Below are 14,444 nucleotides of genomic sequence, written 5' to 3'. Positions count from 1 at the left end.
CGAATAAGTTTAGCGATATCGCAGCATGACTGCCACATCAGGGTGGGAAACATCATGTAATTCTGACCACTTAGCTGCGCATTTCTTTTCTTTTAGCTGCATACGAATATGTCCTAATCAACACCAATCATCCAAAAATACTTTCTAAACTCTCAGCTTCATGGGACGATGCAGATATGACCAATCAAACATCCACGCGCGTTTCTCAGCGCCTTGCCGCCTTGCAACCCTCTGCCACTCTTGCCGTTGATGCCAAAGCGAAGGCCCTAAAAGCCGCAGGCGAACCCGTCATCGGCTTCGGCGCAGGAGAGCCCGACTTCCCCACTCCAGCTCATATCGTCGATGCGGCCGTTGCCGCCGCCCGTGATCCCAAAAATCACAAGTACACTTTGGCGAAAGGGCTAGCCGAGCTGCGCCAAGCGATCTCCGATAAGACTTTTGCCGACGCTGGATACCGCGTTGATCCTGAAGATATCATCGTCACTAATGGTGGCAAACAAGCCGTATATCAGGCGTGCGTAGCCTTGATTGATCCGGACGATGAAGTCATTATCCCTGCCCCATACTGGACGACCTACCCTGAGGTTGTTCGCCTATGCGCAGGGACGCCCGTCGAAGTGTTCTCCGGGGCAGAACATGACTATAAAATCACGGTTGACCAGCTCGAAGCCGCCCGTACTCCGCGCACGAAAGCCCTCATTTTGTGCTCCCCTTCCAATCCCACCGGATCGGTTTACAGCGCCGAAGAAGTAACAGCCATCGGCAAATGGGCATTAGAAACCGGCGTATGGGTTATCACCGATGAGATCTATCAGCATCTTATTTACGACGGGGAAATGAGTTACCTCCTCGCCTGTGTTCCCGAGTTGCGAGATCAAACCATTGTGGTCAACGGTGTCGCTAAAACCTATGCAATGACTGGCTGGCGTGTGGGCTGGATGCATGGCCCCAGCGACGTAATGAAGAAAGTAGCAAACTTTGAATCGCATATTACGTCCAACGTTGCCAACGTCTCGCAACGTGCCGCTATTGCCGCGCTGACTGGCGATCAATCCGTCGTCGAAGAAATGAAAGTCGCTTTCGATCGGCGACGAAAAACCCTTGTTTCCATGTTGCGCGAGATTACCGGATTCACCGTTCCCACCCCGCGCGGGGCGTTCTACGTCTTTGCCCATGTTGGAGATCTCCTCGGGTGGGAAATCCGAGGGCGCCAGATCCAGACCTCAGCTGAACTTGCCGAACTCATCCTCGATGAGGCGCAAGTTGCCGTCGTGCCGGGAGAAGCATTCGGCGCACCAGAACATCTGCGTTTCTCCTACGCTCTCGGCGACGATGACCTCGTGACAGGAGCACAGCGCCTACAAGAGCTGTTCCGCACTGTTTAACAGCCCATTACTCATCTAGGTATCGCGTCACGGCATTGCTGTGGCGCGATACTTTTTCACGCGATCCGCTCATCATTACATTATTTCTTGACAAAGATCGCCGCTGGCATACTACTACCCTGCTACTCGACCGGCCCATCCCAGCCCAGGTTTCTCACCTGCCCTAGGCTAATGTGGCTCTTCTACGCCGATACATCTTCTAGTAACACAAAAACCGCACAATTAACGGCCTCATTACATTCACCGAGCATTATGGGGACAGGTACGCCACCCAGAATCCTCTTTGATCGCCGCTCATTCACAGTAGCGAATCCACTTTTCTGCAATATCGAGGCATTGGCGCATCTGTGAGCGCCATGCGCTGCCCGCTCGTTCTCGACTCGACGCAGCCAGCGATAGCACGACCCCAGCACACGACGCTGCCAGAATTTCCGTTCCAACGTGCTGCCCGGCCAGCACAAAAAGCTCCTGGCAAAGTTTCCTAGTATGGCTATATTGCGGATTGAGCATTGGCAAGACGGATAGATGCCCCAACAAGCAGGCCCAATCGTCTACCCGATACCCAGGACCGCACATATCCAGATCCACCAGCCCAGCTACTTGCCAACTCAATGGGTCAAGAAAAATATTGGCCTCATAAAAATCACCGTGCGTAGGGCAGAGCATAGCTGGATCAAGATGCTGACGAATACGGCGAATATATTGCACTATCGACCGGCAGCGCGCACTCTCGTGCGGGAGAGCATGCAGACATAGGCGGGCATAATGCCCGCAGCGCGCACTCCAGGACGCGCGCTGCGGAAACGACATCAACTCCTGCGGCAACCCATCTAAAGTCAGATTTAGAGCAGAAAACAGCTCTTCGGCTAGCTTTTTGCTCTCATTTACCCCAATCTTGGTGTAGCGCTTATGCAGGACCTGACCAGCCACTTCTTTCGCAACAATCAATCCTGCCGGATCGACATGCACGATCTGCGGGCACCCGACCCCACCCTGTGCAATAATCCGAGTTCGCTCCACTACCTCGTCGGTTTCCTCAGGACGTATAACTTTAATGAAGAACGAATTACCTGAATGTGCCCCACCGTGCGACCCACCATTTTTTCCTATCACCCCGAGGCGATTACTGCGCGCAGGCTCACGACCCTCACACCGCAATACGGCGCGGCACATCGGACGATAGCTCAACAGCTCGCTGTACGTCGGTGCGCCCAATAATGCCGAAAGCCACTGCGGATCACATGCCCGCGCCAAGGCAGGAAGTAACGGATCATCTGGGAATACCCACACATAGAATCTGTGTTTCCCGCTGACTATCCGCACCGTTCGCTGCGCCAAAGATCCCGTTGCTATCTCAGCTAGCTCGCCATCCAGACGAGAGCAGCCAGCACCCCCGGGAACACGCGGAAAAAACTCACCGGAAGAAACCACCACATACACATCGTCACGCTGACGATACTCCGCTGGCGTTCCCCGATAGCGCAACTCATCCCACACCACGTTATAGCCCACGCTCACCCCCGCTCCAGGGTGATGGTGAATCGTGTGGACCTGCCAAGATCGGATAATGGCACGCTCAGCAAACGCACAGGCCAGCATGTGACCAGCGGCGCTGCTCGTCAATAACGCCATCTGCTCATGGGCTACCCTCAGAGCACGCTCCCACTGTAAACGCCGCTCTTCGCGCTCTCCTGCGTTGCTCATCATCCCGTTACAAAACACCTTCCATGACATCCTGCTAGGCGCTCGTTCTTGCTGGTAGCTCACAGCGTGTATAACTCGTCATTTTCATAACTCAACTTCCAACAGTATGCACGCTCTAACCTACATACGCCTATCAGCCCCCGCACTATAACGAGATATACGCATGAGCCCTCCCTGTACTGACACAAACAGCGTCAACTTATTGGCTCACCACGGCATTATCCGCCAGCTTGCACCGCACAATAACGTCGTAGTCATTATTTCTTCTAACACGCCTCCTATATATGAGGGGGGGGGCAGTACCGACGGAGGGATAACACAATGAATACCGGCAGTACCCCAATCCTCTCAAGGCTCATCGACACTATCTCACTCACTATGAGCTGGCCTCTGCTTCATTTCTCTTTTTTCCCCCCCCCCAGGAAATCAGAGCACTCTAGCCGATCTTGTGGCGTTGTGAACATGCTTTAGTTACCTCACGGGTTAACCGAAGCAGATCGGTGCGAAACTTCTCTGTCCTCCCCGCTGTTATCCCTGCGGGGAGCTGTTCTGCTTGTTCGGGAGAAAGAACGGGATTAGTGAAGAAAGAACCAAGAGAATAGGTATCACGATCAGAATCATCAAGAACCATCCCCTTACTCCGACGCAACTCCAAAACCGCAGCACGCACCTCAGCAGACGGAATACGCTGCCCCACCTCAACACCCAACACATCAGCCAATTGCCCATAACCAACCGGACGCGAAAGCGTAGCCCGCCGCATATGAAACAACACCGAAAGCACAACCCACCGCGGACTAGGCATAACAACAATTCAGCCCAATAACATGAAGCCGCTAGGATATGACCATGCGAGATCTCACGAGCCTGCCCAAAGCGCACCTCCATTTGCACTTCACCGGCTCTATGCGCCTATCCACACTCGCCGATCTTGCCCGTGACGCAGGTCTGCGCCTGCCCGCCAACCTCACCGACACCAGCGCCCTCCAGGTGCCAGCCAACGAACGCGGCTGGTTTCGCTTCCAACGCGCCTACGACGCGGCCCGCAAAGTCGTTCGCAGTGAAGCCGCCATGCGTCGGATCGTGCGGGAGGCTGCCGCAGATGACGCCGCTGAAGGCTCACGCCGACTCGAACTACAAATAGATCCCACCTCTTACGCGCCATTCGTCGGCGGTATCACTCCAGCCCTAGAAATCGTCCTTGATGAGGCTACGCGCGCATCTAAGGAAACCGGCGTGCAAGTGGCCATTATCGTCGCCGCCTCACGAATCCGGCACCCACTTGACGCGCGCACCCTTGCACGACTCGCCGCCAAACACGCTGGAAATGGACCAGGGCAAGTCATCGGCTTTGGTCTATCAAACGACGAACGCCGCGGCGACACCTCAGACTGGGCACCGGCCTTCGCTATCGCCCGCAACGCCGGACTCGCCAGCGTACCTCACGCCGGCGAACTACTCGGACCAGAACACATCCGCCACGTCATCACCTATCTCAAACCCACCCGTCTCGGTCACGGCGTGCGAACCGCCGAAGATCGCGACCTTTTAGCCCGAATCGTGGGCGCCGGAATCGCCCTCGAAGTATGCCCCACATCAAATGTTTCCCTCGGGGTCTACGAACGCATGGAAAAAGTCCCATTACGTATCCTCTCTGACGCAGGCGCCCAAATCGCACTGAGTGCCGACGATCCACTCCTATTCCGATCGCGCCTCCTCGATCAGTACGTCGCCGCCCGCGAACAAGGATTTTCCGATATAGAACTCGCCAAACTTGCCCGCGATTCCGTCAATGCCTCAATGGCAACAATCGAGGCAAAAACTCAATGGAACCGCGAAATTGACGCATGGCTTGCCACCGAGGAAATCTAAAATGACCACTGATTCTCACCGCCCCGCAGCGCTCCATTTCCTCCCCGAACAACATACCCTGGCTCACATCGCCGGCATATCTATCCGAATCCACCGCTTCAACGCGCTCGCTGCGGGGCTGAACCGCCGCCAACAAGACACCCCTGGCGATGGGCGCGTCACTTTTGTTCTCATTCACGGCATCGGGATGTCATCTCGATATATGAAGCCACTCGCCCGCACGCTTGCCGAATACGGCGAAGTCCTCCTGCTTGATATGCCCGGATCAGCAGGACTCCCGGCCCCGCAGCGCGCACGCTCTATCGCTGGCTTTGCAGCCATCGTCGATGCTGCCCTCGCTCTCAACGGGATCACTGACCCTATTCTCATCGGGCACTCTATGGGCGCTCAGATTGCCACCGAGCTACTGGCCCGTCGCCCCCAAAAATATCGGCGCGCCTGCCTGATTGGCCCGCCGGTTAACGCCGCTGAACGTCATCTCCCTATCGCATTTGCCCGATACCTCCAATCCGGTATCTACGAGAAAGGAAATCTCATGGCGGTGGCAGCGCTGGCATATATGCGCTGTGCTAAAGACTGGTTCTTTACCACCTTGCCTATCATGCTCCGCTACCCTATCGAGAATCGGATTTCCCTGGCAGAGCACGCCGACATCATCTTCCTTCGCGGGCAACATGACTATCTTGCCCCACCTAGCTGGATCAAAACTCTCCAACAGAATCTGCCTCAATCCCAAAGCGTCACTATCTTGGGGGCAGCTCACTCTACGCTCTACAACGATGACGACGACGTCGCCCAATGCGCGATCTCGCTTATGCAGCCCGACGAATTAGCCCGCTTGGCACAGCACCGAAACACAAAGTAGATCTCATGCAGGCAAGAAACCGAAACGGATCTCACCATCCCTTAACTCGACTCCTCGCCACTGCGAGCGACTACACTTGGTATGCAAACAATCTTCTCGGTGTGCGTCTCACATCTCGCGTATTTTCGACATCATCTCAAGCTGTGCCCGCTATCGCGCGAGCGCGAATCATTCTTTTTCCAGGGATCTACGAGACTCCCCGATATTTTCAGTCGATCACTACCATGCTCACTTCGTGGGGAGCACACGTTATTCCCCTGCATCTAGGGCGTATGCGGGCGCCGGTTCCTTTTCTCGCTCAACGTGCCCTCGACGAATTAGCTGATATTCCGAGCGATCTGCCAATTATTTTTCTTGCCCACTCGAAAGGATCCCTCGTCGCCCGCGCTGTGCTATCCCAGTATCCACCGGCCGTGCATGGTCTAATTGCTCTTGCCGCGCCGTGGAATGGCAGCACGCTAGCTCGTTTCTTTCCCTCGCACGCCCACCTTGCCCGTTTAGCACCTGGCGGGTTGGATACGTATATTCCTTGGACGGATGCGCGCGAAACACGCCTGCGTTCACGCATCTATTCCATTGCGCCGCAATGGGACCCACATATCCCCCAGGGGTCATTCCTCAGCGGCGCACACAACATCACGTTGGGAAGATCTGGGCATTTTCGACCGCTTGGCGATCGGCAACTACCTCATATTATTGCGCGTTGCTTAAATGAGCTCATCGCATGTGCCCCACTTACCGACTGTGATTAGCTAGCTGCTATCTCGTTTTAGCGAACTGCTACCTAGCCACGCTCTGATGCTCCCTACAGAATTGCCGCATAGTGGCTATTCAGCCGATATTCCCAGCTCCTCCGATAGGCCAATGCACACTGGCTCCGGCACTAGGTTCACGCCAAATGCCTCATACACCCCACGGCGTATCTGCGCTGCCAAGCCGGCAATCTCACGTGCAGTTGCCTGACCGCGATTCGTCAATGCCAAACAATGCTTCTCCGATATTGCAGCCGGACCAGGCATATTGAATCCTGCTGGAAAACCAGCATGTTGAATCAACCACGCCGCTGAGGTCTTAACCTGCCCAGGGATCGTTGGTGCTGCCGCCCCAATCTGATTGACCGCAGCGTTTTTCGTTACCGAGAATCGTGGCGCTTCAGGCGGAAGGCGATCTGCTTGTTCGGGAGAAAGAACGGGATTAGTGAAGAAAGAACCAAGAGAATAGGTATCACGATCAGAATCATCAAGAACCATCCCCTTACTCCGACGCAACTCCAAAACCGCAGCACGCACCTCAGCAGACGGAACACGCTGCCCCACCTCAACACCCAACACATCAGCCAATTGCCCATAACCAACCGGACGCGAAAGCGTAGCCCGCCGCATATGAAACAACACCGAAAGCACAACCCACCGCGGACTAGGCCCCCATTCCGGCAAGGAACGTTTAAGAACGGAATCGCGATAGCCGAAAGCTAAATCAGATAAAAATAAGGTACGAGTTCGCTGACGTTGACGGTCATATACTCGAACCGACGCTAATGTTTCAGCGACTTCTTGCCCATACGCGCCGATATTTTGCACTGGAGCAGCACCCGTCGATCCGGGAATTCCGGAGAGAGCTTCCATGCCCATCCAGCCATGCTCAATGGCATAAACAACGGTTTCATCCCACGGGGTCCCAGCAGTTACCTCCATCTGTGCCCCACCGCAGCTATCTTCAGAAATCTCGGTGATTTCCTGACGCATATCGCGGATAACAACACCCGTAAACGGATCGTCACTTGCCAGCACATTGGATCCGCCACCCAATACTAAAACCGGCATACCAGCTTCATCCGCACCGCGTACAGCCTCAATGATTTCCGCTTCTGTTCGGGCGTCAACGAGCTGAGAGATCTGCCCGCCGACTTCAATCGTCGTCATTTGGGCAAGGCACTGCGTTCCTTGGCGCCGCTGCGATTGCACTGGCGGGATCGTTATTGTTGGCGAAGAAGGCTCTGGGATATGACAACTCATGTATCTATGCTAGTGCCGCGTTAACCGCCAGTCGATAATCTTCGATAGCGGCGGAATAATTGAGAGCTCAAATTCACCAATTTTTTCAATCACCACCGGATTAAACCGAGATTTGAATTGCATTAGCGAATCATCTAATTTTCCGGCGACCCCGCCCAAAGAAACACGTTGCGCACCGCAGGCAAATTCTTCGGTAATAGCGTCCACCCACAGCACATGTTGAGCAGGGATATTGCCATAATGACGATTCGTTCCGGCATATAGCATCTCCGACCACTCGCCGAAACGCACCACCAAAACCGCCGCCAACACAACCCGCTGCCCATCGCGCTCGCGACATTCGGATAGCTCAGCAATACGCTTGTTTGCAGCCTGGATCGCCTCGGTAAGCCGATTTCGTTTCTTTCCTGCGTGTTCTGGGCACTGCGCCAACTCTGCCTCATCGCGGGCACGTGCTTGACGAGTTCGCGCTAAGGCATCATCAATATCTAATGAAGCCGTATAAATTCGCGCATTTTCGCCGAAACTACGGAAAATCTGATGATAGTATTCGGCAGATCGCAGCGAGATTCCTTTCGTCTCTTCGGTCTGCTCAATGACGTTGACCAGATCATCAACACACTCGTCACCGCCATATTCCGTAGTGACGAAACGATTGCGGGCATTATTCGCAAGCGTTCGCGCCTTTTTTGATAATGACGCAGCATATTCTCCATCTGGGCGATGAACAACTGATACGAAATGCGGTTGAATATTATCGTGCTTTTCTGGCGTAAATCTGCGCAGGCGATAACCCAGACGCTCAATGCGCCGCCCGATGGCAATAATCTGCGGATCGGGTGGAAGTGGAAACTCATCAAGCGAAGCAGCCGCAGCCGCCAGGAACGGATCAATACGCACTAAAATTGCCAGCTTGCGTCGCGCATAGCGCCCAAGTTGGCGTAAATACGTATCGCGCACCTCGTCATTGGCATAATCCAACAATGGGCCATGAGGTAAATACCAGATAGCTAACGGTGAGGTGGCGCTACGGCGTAACCGTGACGGCAAAACCGAGCGGATCAAGACCAAACCTACCGCAACCAGTTCTCCGTCATCATTACGTAAACCTGTCAGAATATGGCTCCAGCCGCCCTTGACGTGAGCCCATTCGTCGGATTGCAATAACGTACACTGTGGATGCTGACGAGCAAATGCGTCGAATTCTTCAGCCGGAACATCCGCACAGAACCTCATCTTCGTTCCTTATCTCCTCGCCATAATAGAGGCAGAGGATCTCCGATATATCGACAACACCATGACAACATCTAGATACTGCCGGCAGTACTTTGCCCCTGCCTCATCATCCTAAACTAAAGCCAGCCAGAGATTACAGCTATCTATTATGACATTTGAGTCTATTTTCTTAGCGGGCAAATTCGCGAAATACATACGTATTTGCCTGCTGGGTAGCTAGCTACACACAAGCACGCATCGCTCCTCACCCATTCATCATATAAATTTGGTGCAATCATCGCGCTGGGCACACAGCTCACAACTCATCTGGGAGGCAGATACGCCACCGCCAGCATGACGGGCACGCCCGCTATACCTGCGACTGGCGCATTCCAGCGATGTAACGATCTTTGGCAACAAAATGACCTCCGCACCGGCGGAGGTCACAGTGTAACGAGACGATTAGCGAGTCTCGCGATGAGCCGTTGACTGGTTACAACGCGGGCAGAACTTCTTCAGCTCCAAACGATCCGGGTTGTTACGACGGTTCTTCTTTGTGATGTAGTTGCGCTCCTTACAAACCTCGCATGCGAGGGTGATCTTGGGGCGAACGTCTGCAGACTTACTAGCCACTGGTTTTCCTCACGTTCGGCTTGCGAAGCGGATGCTTCTTGATCGGAGATAAGGCGAATGCCCTATCATCGTAGCGAGGGCGGGGTTTGAACCCGCGACCTCACGATTATGAGTCGTGCGCTCTGACCAACTGAGCTACCTCGCCGTGAACCATTCTCATAAGAATGAAACGAGCCCCGAAAGGGAATCGAACCCTTGACCTTCTCCTTACCATGGAGACGCTCTGCCGACTGAGCTATCGGGGCAACCCTGGCTAGCATACCACCACTTATAGTGGTGCGATACCTCGTCAACTGTGCGAAATATTGCACCGCCAACGCTGTAGCCGTGGCAGGTGAGGGATTCGAACCCCCGAAGCTAATGCAACTGATTTACAGTCAGCTCCCTTTGGCCGCTCGGGAAACCTGCCAGTGTGCCTGCATATCAAGCACGCGAATACTGAGATTAGCAGTTCTCCCCCCGTGTATGTCAAACCCAATAACCGCGGTGCAGTAATGCTCACATTCTGCGCCGCAGCAACCGTCGTATTCCCCATACGCCCCACTCCTGCCACCGCCCTTATTTTCCTTCTCAGCACTGCAGAAAAATCTAGAAATACACTAGAATCTCACCCATTTTCATTAGCACTGCACTACCACAGACCCGTCACGTGCAATACACTGCATATGCATACGCATTACGAATGCTGAGAAAGGAAACCTCATGGCCGATTCCTCGTTCGACGTCGTTAGCCGGTACGACGTTCAAGAAGTTGACAATGCCGTCAACCAGGCAGCAAAGGAAATCTCACAGCGCTACGACTTCCGCAATGTCGGAGCAAGCGTCGTACGCAACGGAGAAAGCATTACAATGACGGCAAATTCATCCGATCGAGTGCTTGCCGTGTGGGACGTCCTACAGACGAAACTCATCCGTCGGGGTCTATCGCTCAAACAAGTTGACGTCGGAGATGGAGAGCCGAAAGCCTCCGGAAAAGAATACCGCCTCATCGGCGCGCTGCGTTCTGGAATTAGCCAGGAAAACGCCAAGAAGATCACGAAACTTATTCGCGACGAAGGGCCAAAGGGAGTCAAAGCAAATATCCAGGGAGATGAAGTGCGCGTCTCGTCAAAGTCTCGCGATGATCTCCAGGCCACGATTGCCCTGCTGAAAAACGCTCCACTCGACGTAGCATTACAGTTTGTTAACTACCGATAAGACGCGACAATACTAAAAAGTGGATACCATCGTATCATCGCATTGCGGTGTGCAATACTTAGCCAAGGAGCAGTTGTGGTTTACGCTACGCGCTCCGTGCTGTGCACGCCGTTGCATAACACAAAACAAATAAGCACAACAAAGGGAATAATATGAGCGAAAATAACCACTCTCCCGAGCAGCAGGGGTATCCCGCTCCACACAATGCCGGCGCTCCCGTGCCGCCGAACAGTGGCTACCCTGCTCCACAACCGCCCCAGCAACCATATCCAGGGCCTCAAGCTGGCGGCTATTACCAGCAGCCAGCTCCCACCCAGCCGCCATATTCCGCGCCAGGGCAGCCCTACGGAGGCCACGCCGCTCCTAACGCTGCAAGCAAGGTACATGCAATCGCTGAGCAACCATGGGTGACGTGGGCCGGTTTCGTTGCCGGAATCGTTATCTTTATCTCGGCATTCTTGCCCTGGGTCAGCGCTTCGGCGTTCGGCGATTCCATTTCTTACAGCGGCGTTAGCAGCGACGGCGGCGGCGATGGCATCTTCACTTTGCTGTGTGGAATTGCTATCGGTGCTCTGTGCGGAGTAATTCTGTTCGCTAAGCAGTACGCACGCACCAAGATCTTCGGTATCGCTACGGTCGTCCTCTCCGCTATTACCGTGCTGATTATGTTTATCGACATGGGCAGGATCGGCGACGCCTCAGAAGCCATTAGCTACGTAGGCGGCGATGCCGGCATCGGCATTGGCATGATCTTCACCCTGCTTGCCGCGCTCGTCGCTCTGGCCGCAGGTATCCTTCTCATCCTGCGCAAGGAAACGCCACGTCTGCCGGTTCCGCCGCGCTACTACGGAATGCCACCTCAGGGTGCGCAGGCCCCTCACATGCCGCAGAACCCTCAGGCTCCGCAGGCACCACAAGGTCCGCAGACCCCGCCAGCACCTTACGGTGGCCCGCAGGCATAGCTAATAGCTAACTGCGCCACGCACTGAAAATAGTTGTGGCCCTGCCGGAATTTTCCGGCAGGGCCACAGTTGTACTGTGACAGTTCCTAACGGCACATCTTCGCAACCGTTGCACCTGCGCTACGATCACCACTCGCGATGACGGCTCATTACCTCACGAGCCGTCCATCCCCACTGCACCGATGAGGAAAGGCGTAGCACGACCGCCAGCAAGCCCGCACAGATCGTCACATTAAACAGTTAATAGAGCTTGCCATCATGCGGTTCCCCGCGAGATATTGCCGTCATCGTCTCCCGCTCAACAACCTTGATACGCTCACGCCCTTCTTGAGCACCGAGCGCCTTCTCATATTCCTCTAACAGCTCCCAACCGCGCCAGGTGGTATAGCGAATCCCCCGACTCTCCAGGATCGTCTGCATAGACTCCCAGCCCAGTTCATCTGCCGTCGGAGAAAACATATTAGCCCGATAATCATCAAGAAGATGACCAATCGTTTCCTGCGCATCGGACTTCGTTGAGCCAATCAACCCCACCGGGCCACGCTTAATCCAACCCGTCGCATACATACCAGTCAGCACTTGCCCATCAGGCTCGCTCAACACCCGCCCCGCCGTATTCGGAACGACTCCACGCACCGTATCAAATGGGAGCCCCTCAATCGGTGACGAGTAGTAACCTATCGCCCGATACACTGCCTGCACCGGATAATCAATGTATTCGCCCGTTCCGCGTACCGTCTCATCGCCACACAGTTCAGTGCGCTCCATCCGAATACCGCTGACGTGATCCTCGCCGAGAATCTCAACCGGCTGCTGAAGCAGATGAATATGGATACGACGCGATGCTGTCATATCCTCTTCCTCTTGGAATACCCACTCCGTTAGCTGTTCAACAACTTGACGGGTCATCTTCGAGTTTTCCATCGCCGCCTGTGAACCATCGTCATAGTCAAAATCTTCTGGATAGACGATGATATCCACGTCAGGCACATGCCCTAGCTCGCGCAACTCCATCGGCGTGAACTTCACCTGAGCCGGCCCGCGCCGACCAAATACATGAACATCCGTAATCGGCGACTGCCGCAAGCCGGCTTCCACATTGTGCGGGATCTCAGTAGACATGAGATCGTCAGGCTGTTTAGCCAAAATACGCGCGACGTCGAGAGCCACATTTCCCACGCCAAGAACCGCAACTTCCCGAGCCTCTAACGGCCATGTGCGCGGGTAGTCTGGATGACCGTCATACCAGTAGACGAAATCCGCCGCCCCATAGACTTCCGGCAGGTCAGCACCGGGAACATTGAATGGCGCGTCGCGGTCAGCACCTGTGGCCACAATGATCGCGTCGTAGCGCTCCCGCAGCTCATCCACGCTAATATCCCGACCAATTTCCACATTGCCAACCAGACGAATATCGCCCCGCTGCAAGACGTTATACAGCGCATTAATAATGGCTTTAATACGCGGATGATCGGGTGCAACACCGTACCGCACCAAACCATAGGGAGCCGGGAGCTTTTCATATAGATCAATGCGCACCTCTACCCCAGATTTCGACAGAATATCGGACGCATAGATGCCGGCTGGTCCGGCCCCAATGACAGCAACGTGAAGCGGTCGGTCTGCCACGTCTACCTCTTCCTTCTTAAGCTCTTCTCATCTGTGTTATTCGCGCTTAACCTACCAGGTGCACGGCCGTAACACGTCAGCGCGCCGGAGCAAGACGCCGCCAATACGCGCACATGACATCCTAATTCAGTTGCCAACAGCTTCCCAGCATAGCGCGATGGCGGGTGACCAATTCGTCACCCGCCATCCGTCAGCGTATATGAACCCTAGTGCCGCTATACGCCATTACTCATAACTTCACGTGCAACAGCAGCAAGGGCACACCCGATATTAGGCTTCGCCCTGGTCTCCGGGGCCATAGGAGCTGGTTGTCGCATCCAAACGGATAACACCATACGTCCAGCCCCGACGACGGTATGCCGCACACGGCTGAGCAGTAACCTCATCAATGAACAGGAAGAAAGGATGACCCACCAATTCCATCTCATCAATCGCCTGCTCAATAGACATTGGCCGAGCCGCATAGAGCTTTTGGCGCACAATCGCCGGAGAATCTCCCAGCGGGCTCTCCACTGCCTCACCTAGATGAGTGGGGATGGGGGTTGCTTCCTCTGGAGCTTCAACATCTTCTGGTTTGGAAAGCAACTCATCAATCGGCAAATCAACAGGCGCTTCCTCGCGACGCTCACCCTTACGGCGATCCTTCCGACGCTCATGCTTGCGGCGTAAACGTTCAAAAACTTTCTGGGCAGCCAAATCTAGTGCACCAAAACGATCCGACGCGCTGGCTTCTGAACGCACTACCGGCCCTTTATCACGAACGGTAATCTCAATGCGCTCCGAGGTATCTGCTTGGGCCGGATTCGGCTCATGCGTAACCTCTACTTCAACACGCTGTGCCCGTGGAGCATACTGCTCAATTTTGCTGAGTTTTTCTTCCACATGCTCGCGGAACCTTCCGGAAACCTCAGTGTTTCTACCCGTGACGACGATTTCCATGATGACCTCCCTTGGCCATGACCGAAAG

The 14,444-nt window shown here is 54.6% G+C and carries 13 protein-coding genes and 3 tRNA genes; 6 read left to right on the top strand and 10 right to left on the bottom strand.

The genetic code is table 11. The features are described from left to right. Positions 1 to 176: 176 nt before the first annotated feature. Positions 177 to 1,385: a pyridoxal phosphate-dependent aminotransferase gene (locus ACLHIJ_RS02120; protein WP_411298369.1), complete on the top strand. Its 1,209-nt coding sequence runs from the start codon at positions 177 to 179 to the stop codon at positions 1,383 to 1,385. A gap of 294 nt (positions 1,386 to 1,679) precedes the next feature. Here ACLHIJ_RS02120 and ACLHIJ_RS02115 read toward each other — a convergent pair whose 3' ends face one another. Together ACLHIJ_RS02115 and ACLHIJ_RS02110 are read right to left on the bottom strand one after the other, a co-directional pair. Continuing rightward, positions 1,680 to 3,119, bottom strand: a complete 1,440-nt coding sequence (locus ACLHIJ_RS02115; RefSeq protein WP_411297536.1) for a phosphotransferase — start codon at positions 3,117 to 3,119, stop codon at positions 1,680 to 1,682. A 406-nt stretch (positions 3,120 to 3,525) separates the two neighbouring features. After that, complete coding sequence (locus ACLHIJ_RS02110) at positions 3,526 to 3,894, bottom strand: hypothetical protein (RefSeq protein WP_411298368.1); 369 nt, start codon at positions 3,892 to 3,894, stop codon at positions 3,526 to 3,528. A 44-nt stretch (positions 3,895 to 3,938) separates the two neighbouring features. Here ACLHIJ_RS02110 and ACLHIJ_RS02105 point away from each other — a divergent pair, with 44 nt between their 5' ends. The 3 genes from ACLHIJ_RS02105 (at position 3,939) to ACLHIJ_RS02095 (ending at position 6,578) form a co-directional block, all read left to right on the top strand. Next, complete coding sequence (locus tag ACLHIJ_RS02105; RefSeq protein ID WP_411297593.1) at positions 3,939 to 4,961, top strand: adenosine deaminase; 1,023 nt, start codon at positions 3,939 to 3,941, stop codon at positions 4,959 to 4,961. A 1-nt stretch (position 4,962) separates the two neighbouring features. Then, positions 4,963 to 5,826, top strand: a complete 864-nt coding sequence (locus tag ACLHIJ_RS02100) for an alpha/beta fold hydrolase (RefSeq protein WP_411298366.1) — start codon at positions 4,963 to 4,965, stop codon at positions 5,824 to 5,826. A 101-nt stretch (positions 5,827 to 5,927) separates the two neighbouring features. Beyond that, positions 5,928 to 6,578: an esterase/lipase family protein gene (locus ACLHIJ_RS02095; RefSeq protein ID WP_411298365.1), complete on the top strand. Its 651-nt coding sequence runs from the start codon at positions 5,928 to 5,930 to the stop codon at positions 6,576 to 6,578. A 75-nt stretch (positions 6,579 to 6,653) separates the two neighbouring features. Here ACLHIJ_RS02095 and ACLHIJ_RS02090 read toward each other — a convergent pair whose 3' ends face one another. From ACLHIJ_RS02090 to ACLHIJ_RS02065, 6 genes are all read right to left on the bottom strand, one after another. After that, the gene (locus ACLHIJ_RS02090; RefSeq protein ID WP_411297590.1) at positions 6,654 to 7,841 is read right to left on the bottom strand and encodes a UDP-N-acetylmuramate dehydrogenase; all 1,188 of its coding nucleotides are present in this window, start codon (positions 7,839 to 7,841) and stop codon (positions 6,654 to 6,656) included. Positions 7,842 to 7,850: 9 nt separating this feature from the next. Next, complete coding sequence (locus ACLHIJ_RS02085) at positions 7,851 to 9,077, bottom strand: peptidoglycan bridge formation glycyltransferase FemA/FemB family protein (protein ID WP_411298364.1); 1,227 nt, start codon at positions 9,075 to 9,077, stop codon at positions 7,851 to 7,853. Positions 9,078 to 9,518: 441 nt separating this feature from the next. Continuing rightward, complete coding sequence (gene rpmG / locus ACLHIJ_RS02080; protein WP_411297588.1) at positions 9,519 to 9,689, bottom strand: 50S ribosomal protein L33; 171 nt, start codon at positions 9,687 to 9,689, stop codon at positions 9,519 to 9,521. Positions 9,690 to 9,760: 71 nt separating this feature from the next. After that, positions 9,761 to 9,834, bottom strand: a tRNA-Met gene (locus tag ACLHIJ_RS02075). A gap of 27 nt (positions 9,835 to 9,861) precedes the next feature. After that, positions 9,862 to 9,934 (bottom strand) — tRNA-Thr (locus ACLHIJ_RS02070). An 83-nt stretch (positions 9,935 to 10,017) separates the two neighbouring features. Beyond that, a tRNA-Tyr gene (locus ACLHIJ_RS02065) sits at positions 10,018 to 10,098 on the bottom strand. Positions 10,099 to 10,391: 293 nt separating this feature from the next. Here ACLHIJ_RS02065 and ACLHIJ_RS02060 point away from each other — a divergent pair. Beyond that, on the top strand, positions 10,392 to 10,886 hold the full coding sequence (locus ACLHIJ_RS02060; protein WP_411297587.1) for a YajQ family cyclic di-GMP-binding protein: 495 nt from the start codon (positions 10,392 to 10,394) through the stop codon (positions 10,884 to 10,886). A gap of 152 nt (positions 10,887 to 11,038) precedes the next feature. Further along, positions 11,039 to 11,848: a hypothetical protein gene (locus ACLHIJ_RS02055; RefSeq protein WP_411298363.1), complete on the top strand. Its 810-nt coding sequence runs from the start codon at positions 11,039 to 11,041 to the stop codon at positions 11,846 to 11,848. Positions 11,849 to 12,088: 240 nt separating this feature from the next. Here the strand turns inward: ACLHIJ_RS02055 and ACLHIJ_RS02050 are convergent, their stop codons facing one another. Further along, entirely contained in the window at positions 12,089 to 13,477 is a 1,389-nt protein-coding gene (locus ACLHIJ_RS02050; protein WP_411298362.1) for an FAD-dependent oxidoreductase, read from the bottom strand. Between the two features lie 270 nt (positions 13,478 to 13,747). Further along, complete coding sequence (hpf, locus tag ACLHIJ_RS02045; RefSeq protein WP_411297584.1) at positions 13,748 to 14,416, bottom strand: ribosome hibernation-promoting factor, HPF/YfiA family; 669 nt, start codon at positions 14,414 to 14,416, stop codon at positions 13,748 to 13,750. Positions 14,417 to 14,444: the final 28 nt, after the last annotated feature.

The sequence above is a fragment of the Trueperella sp. LYQ141 genome (assembly GCF_046599555.1).
Classification (GTDB): Bacteria; Actinomycetota; Actinomycetes; order Actinomycetales; family Actinomycetaceae; genus Trueperella.
This window is presented reverse-complemented; position numbering and strand designations above follow the sequence as displayed.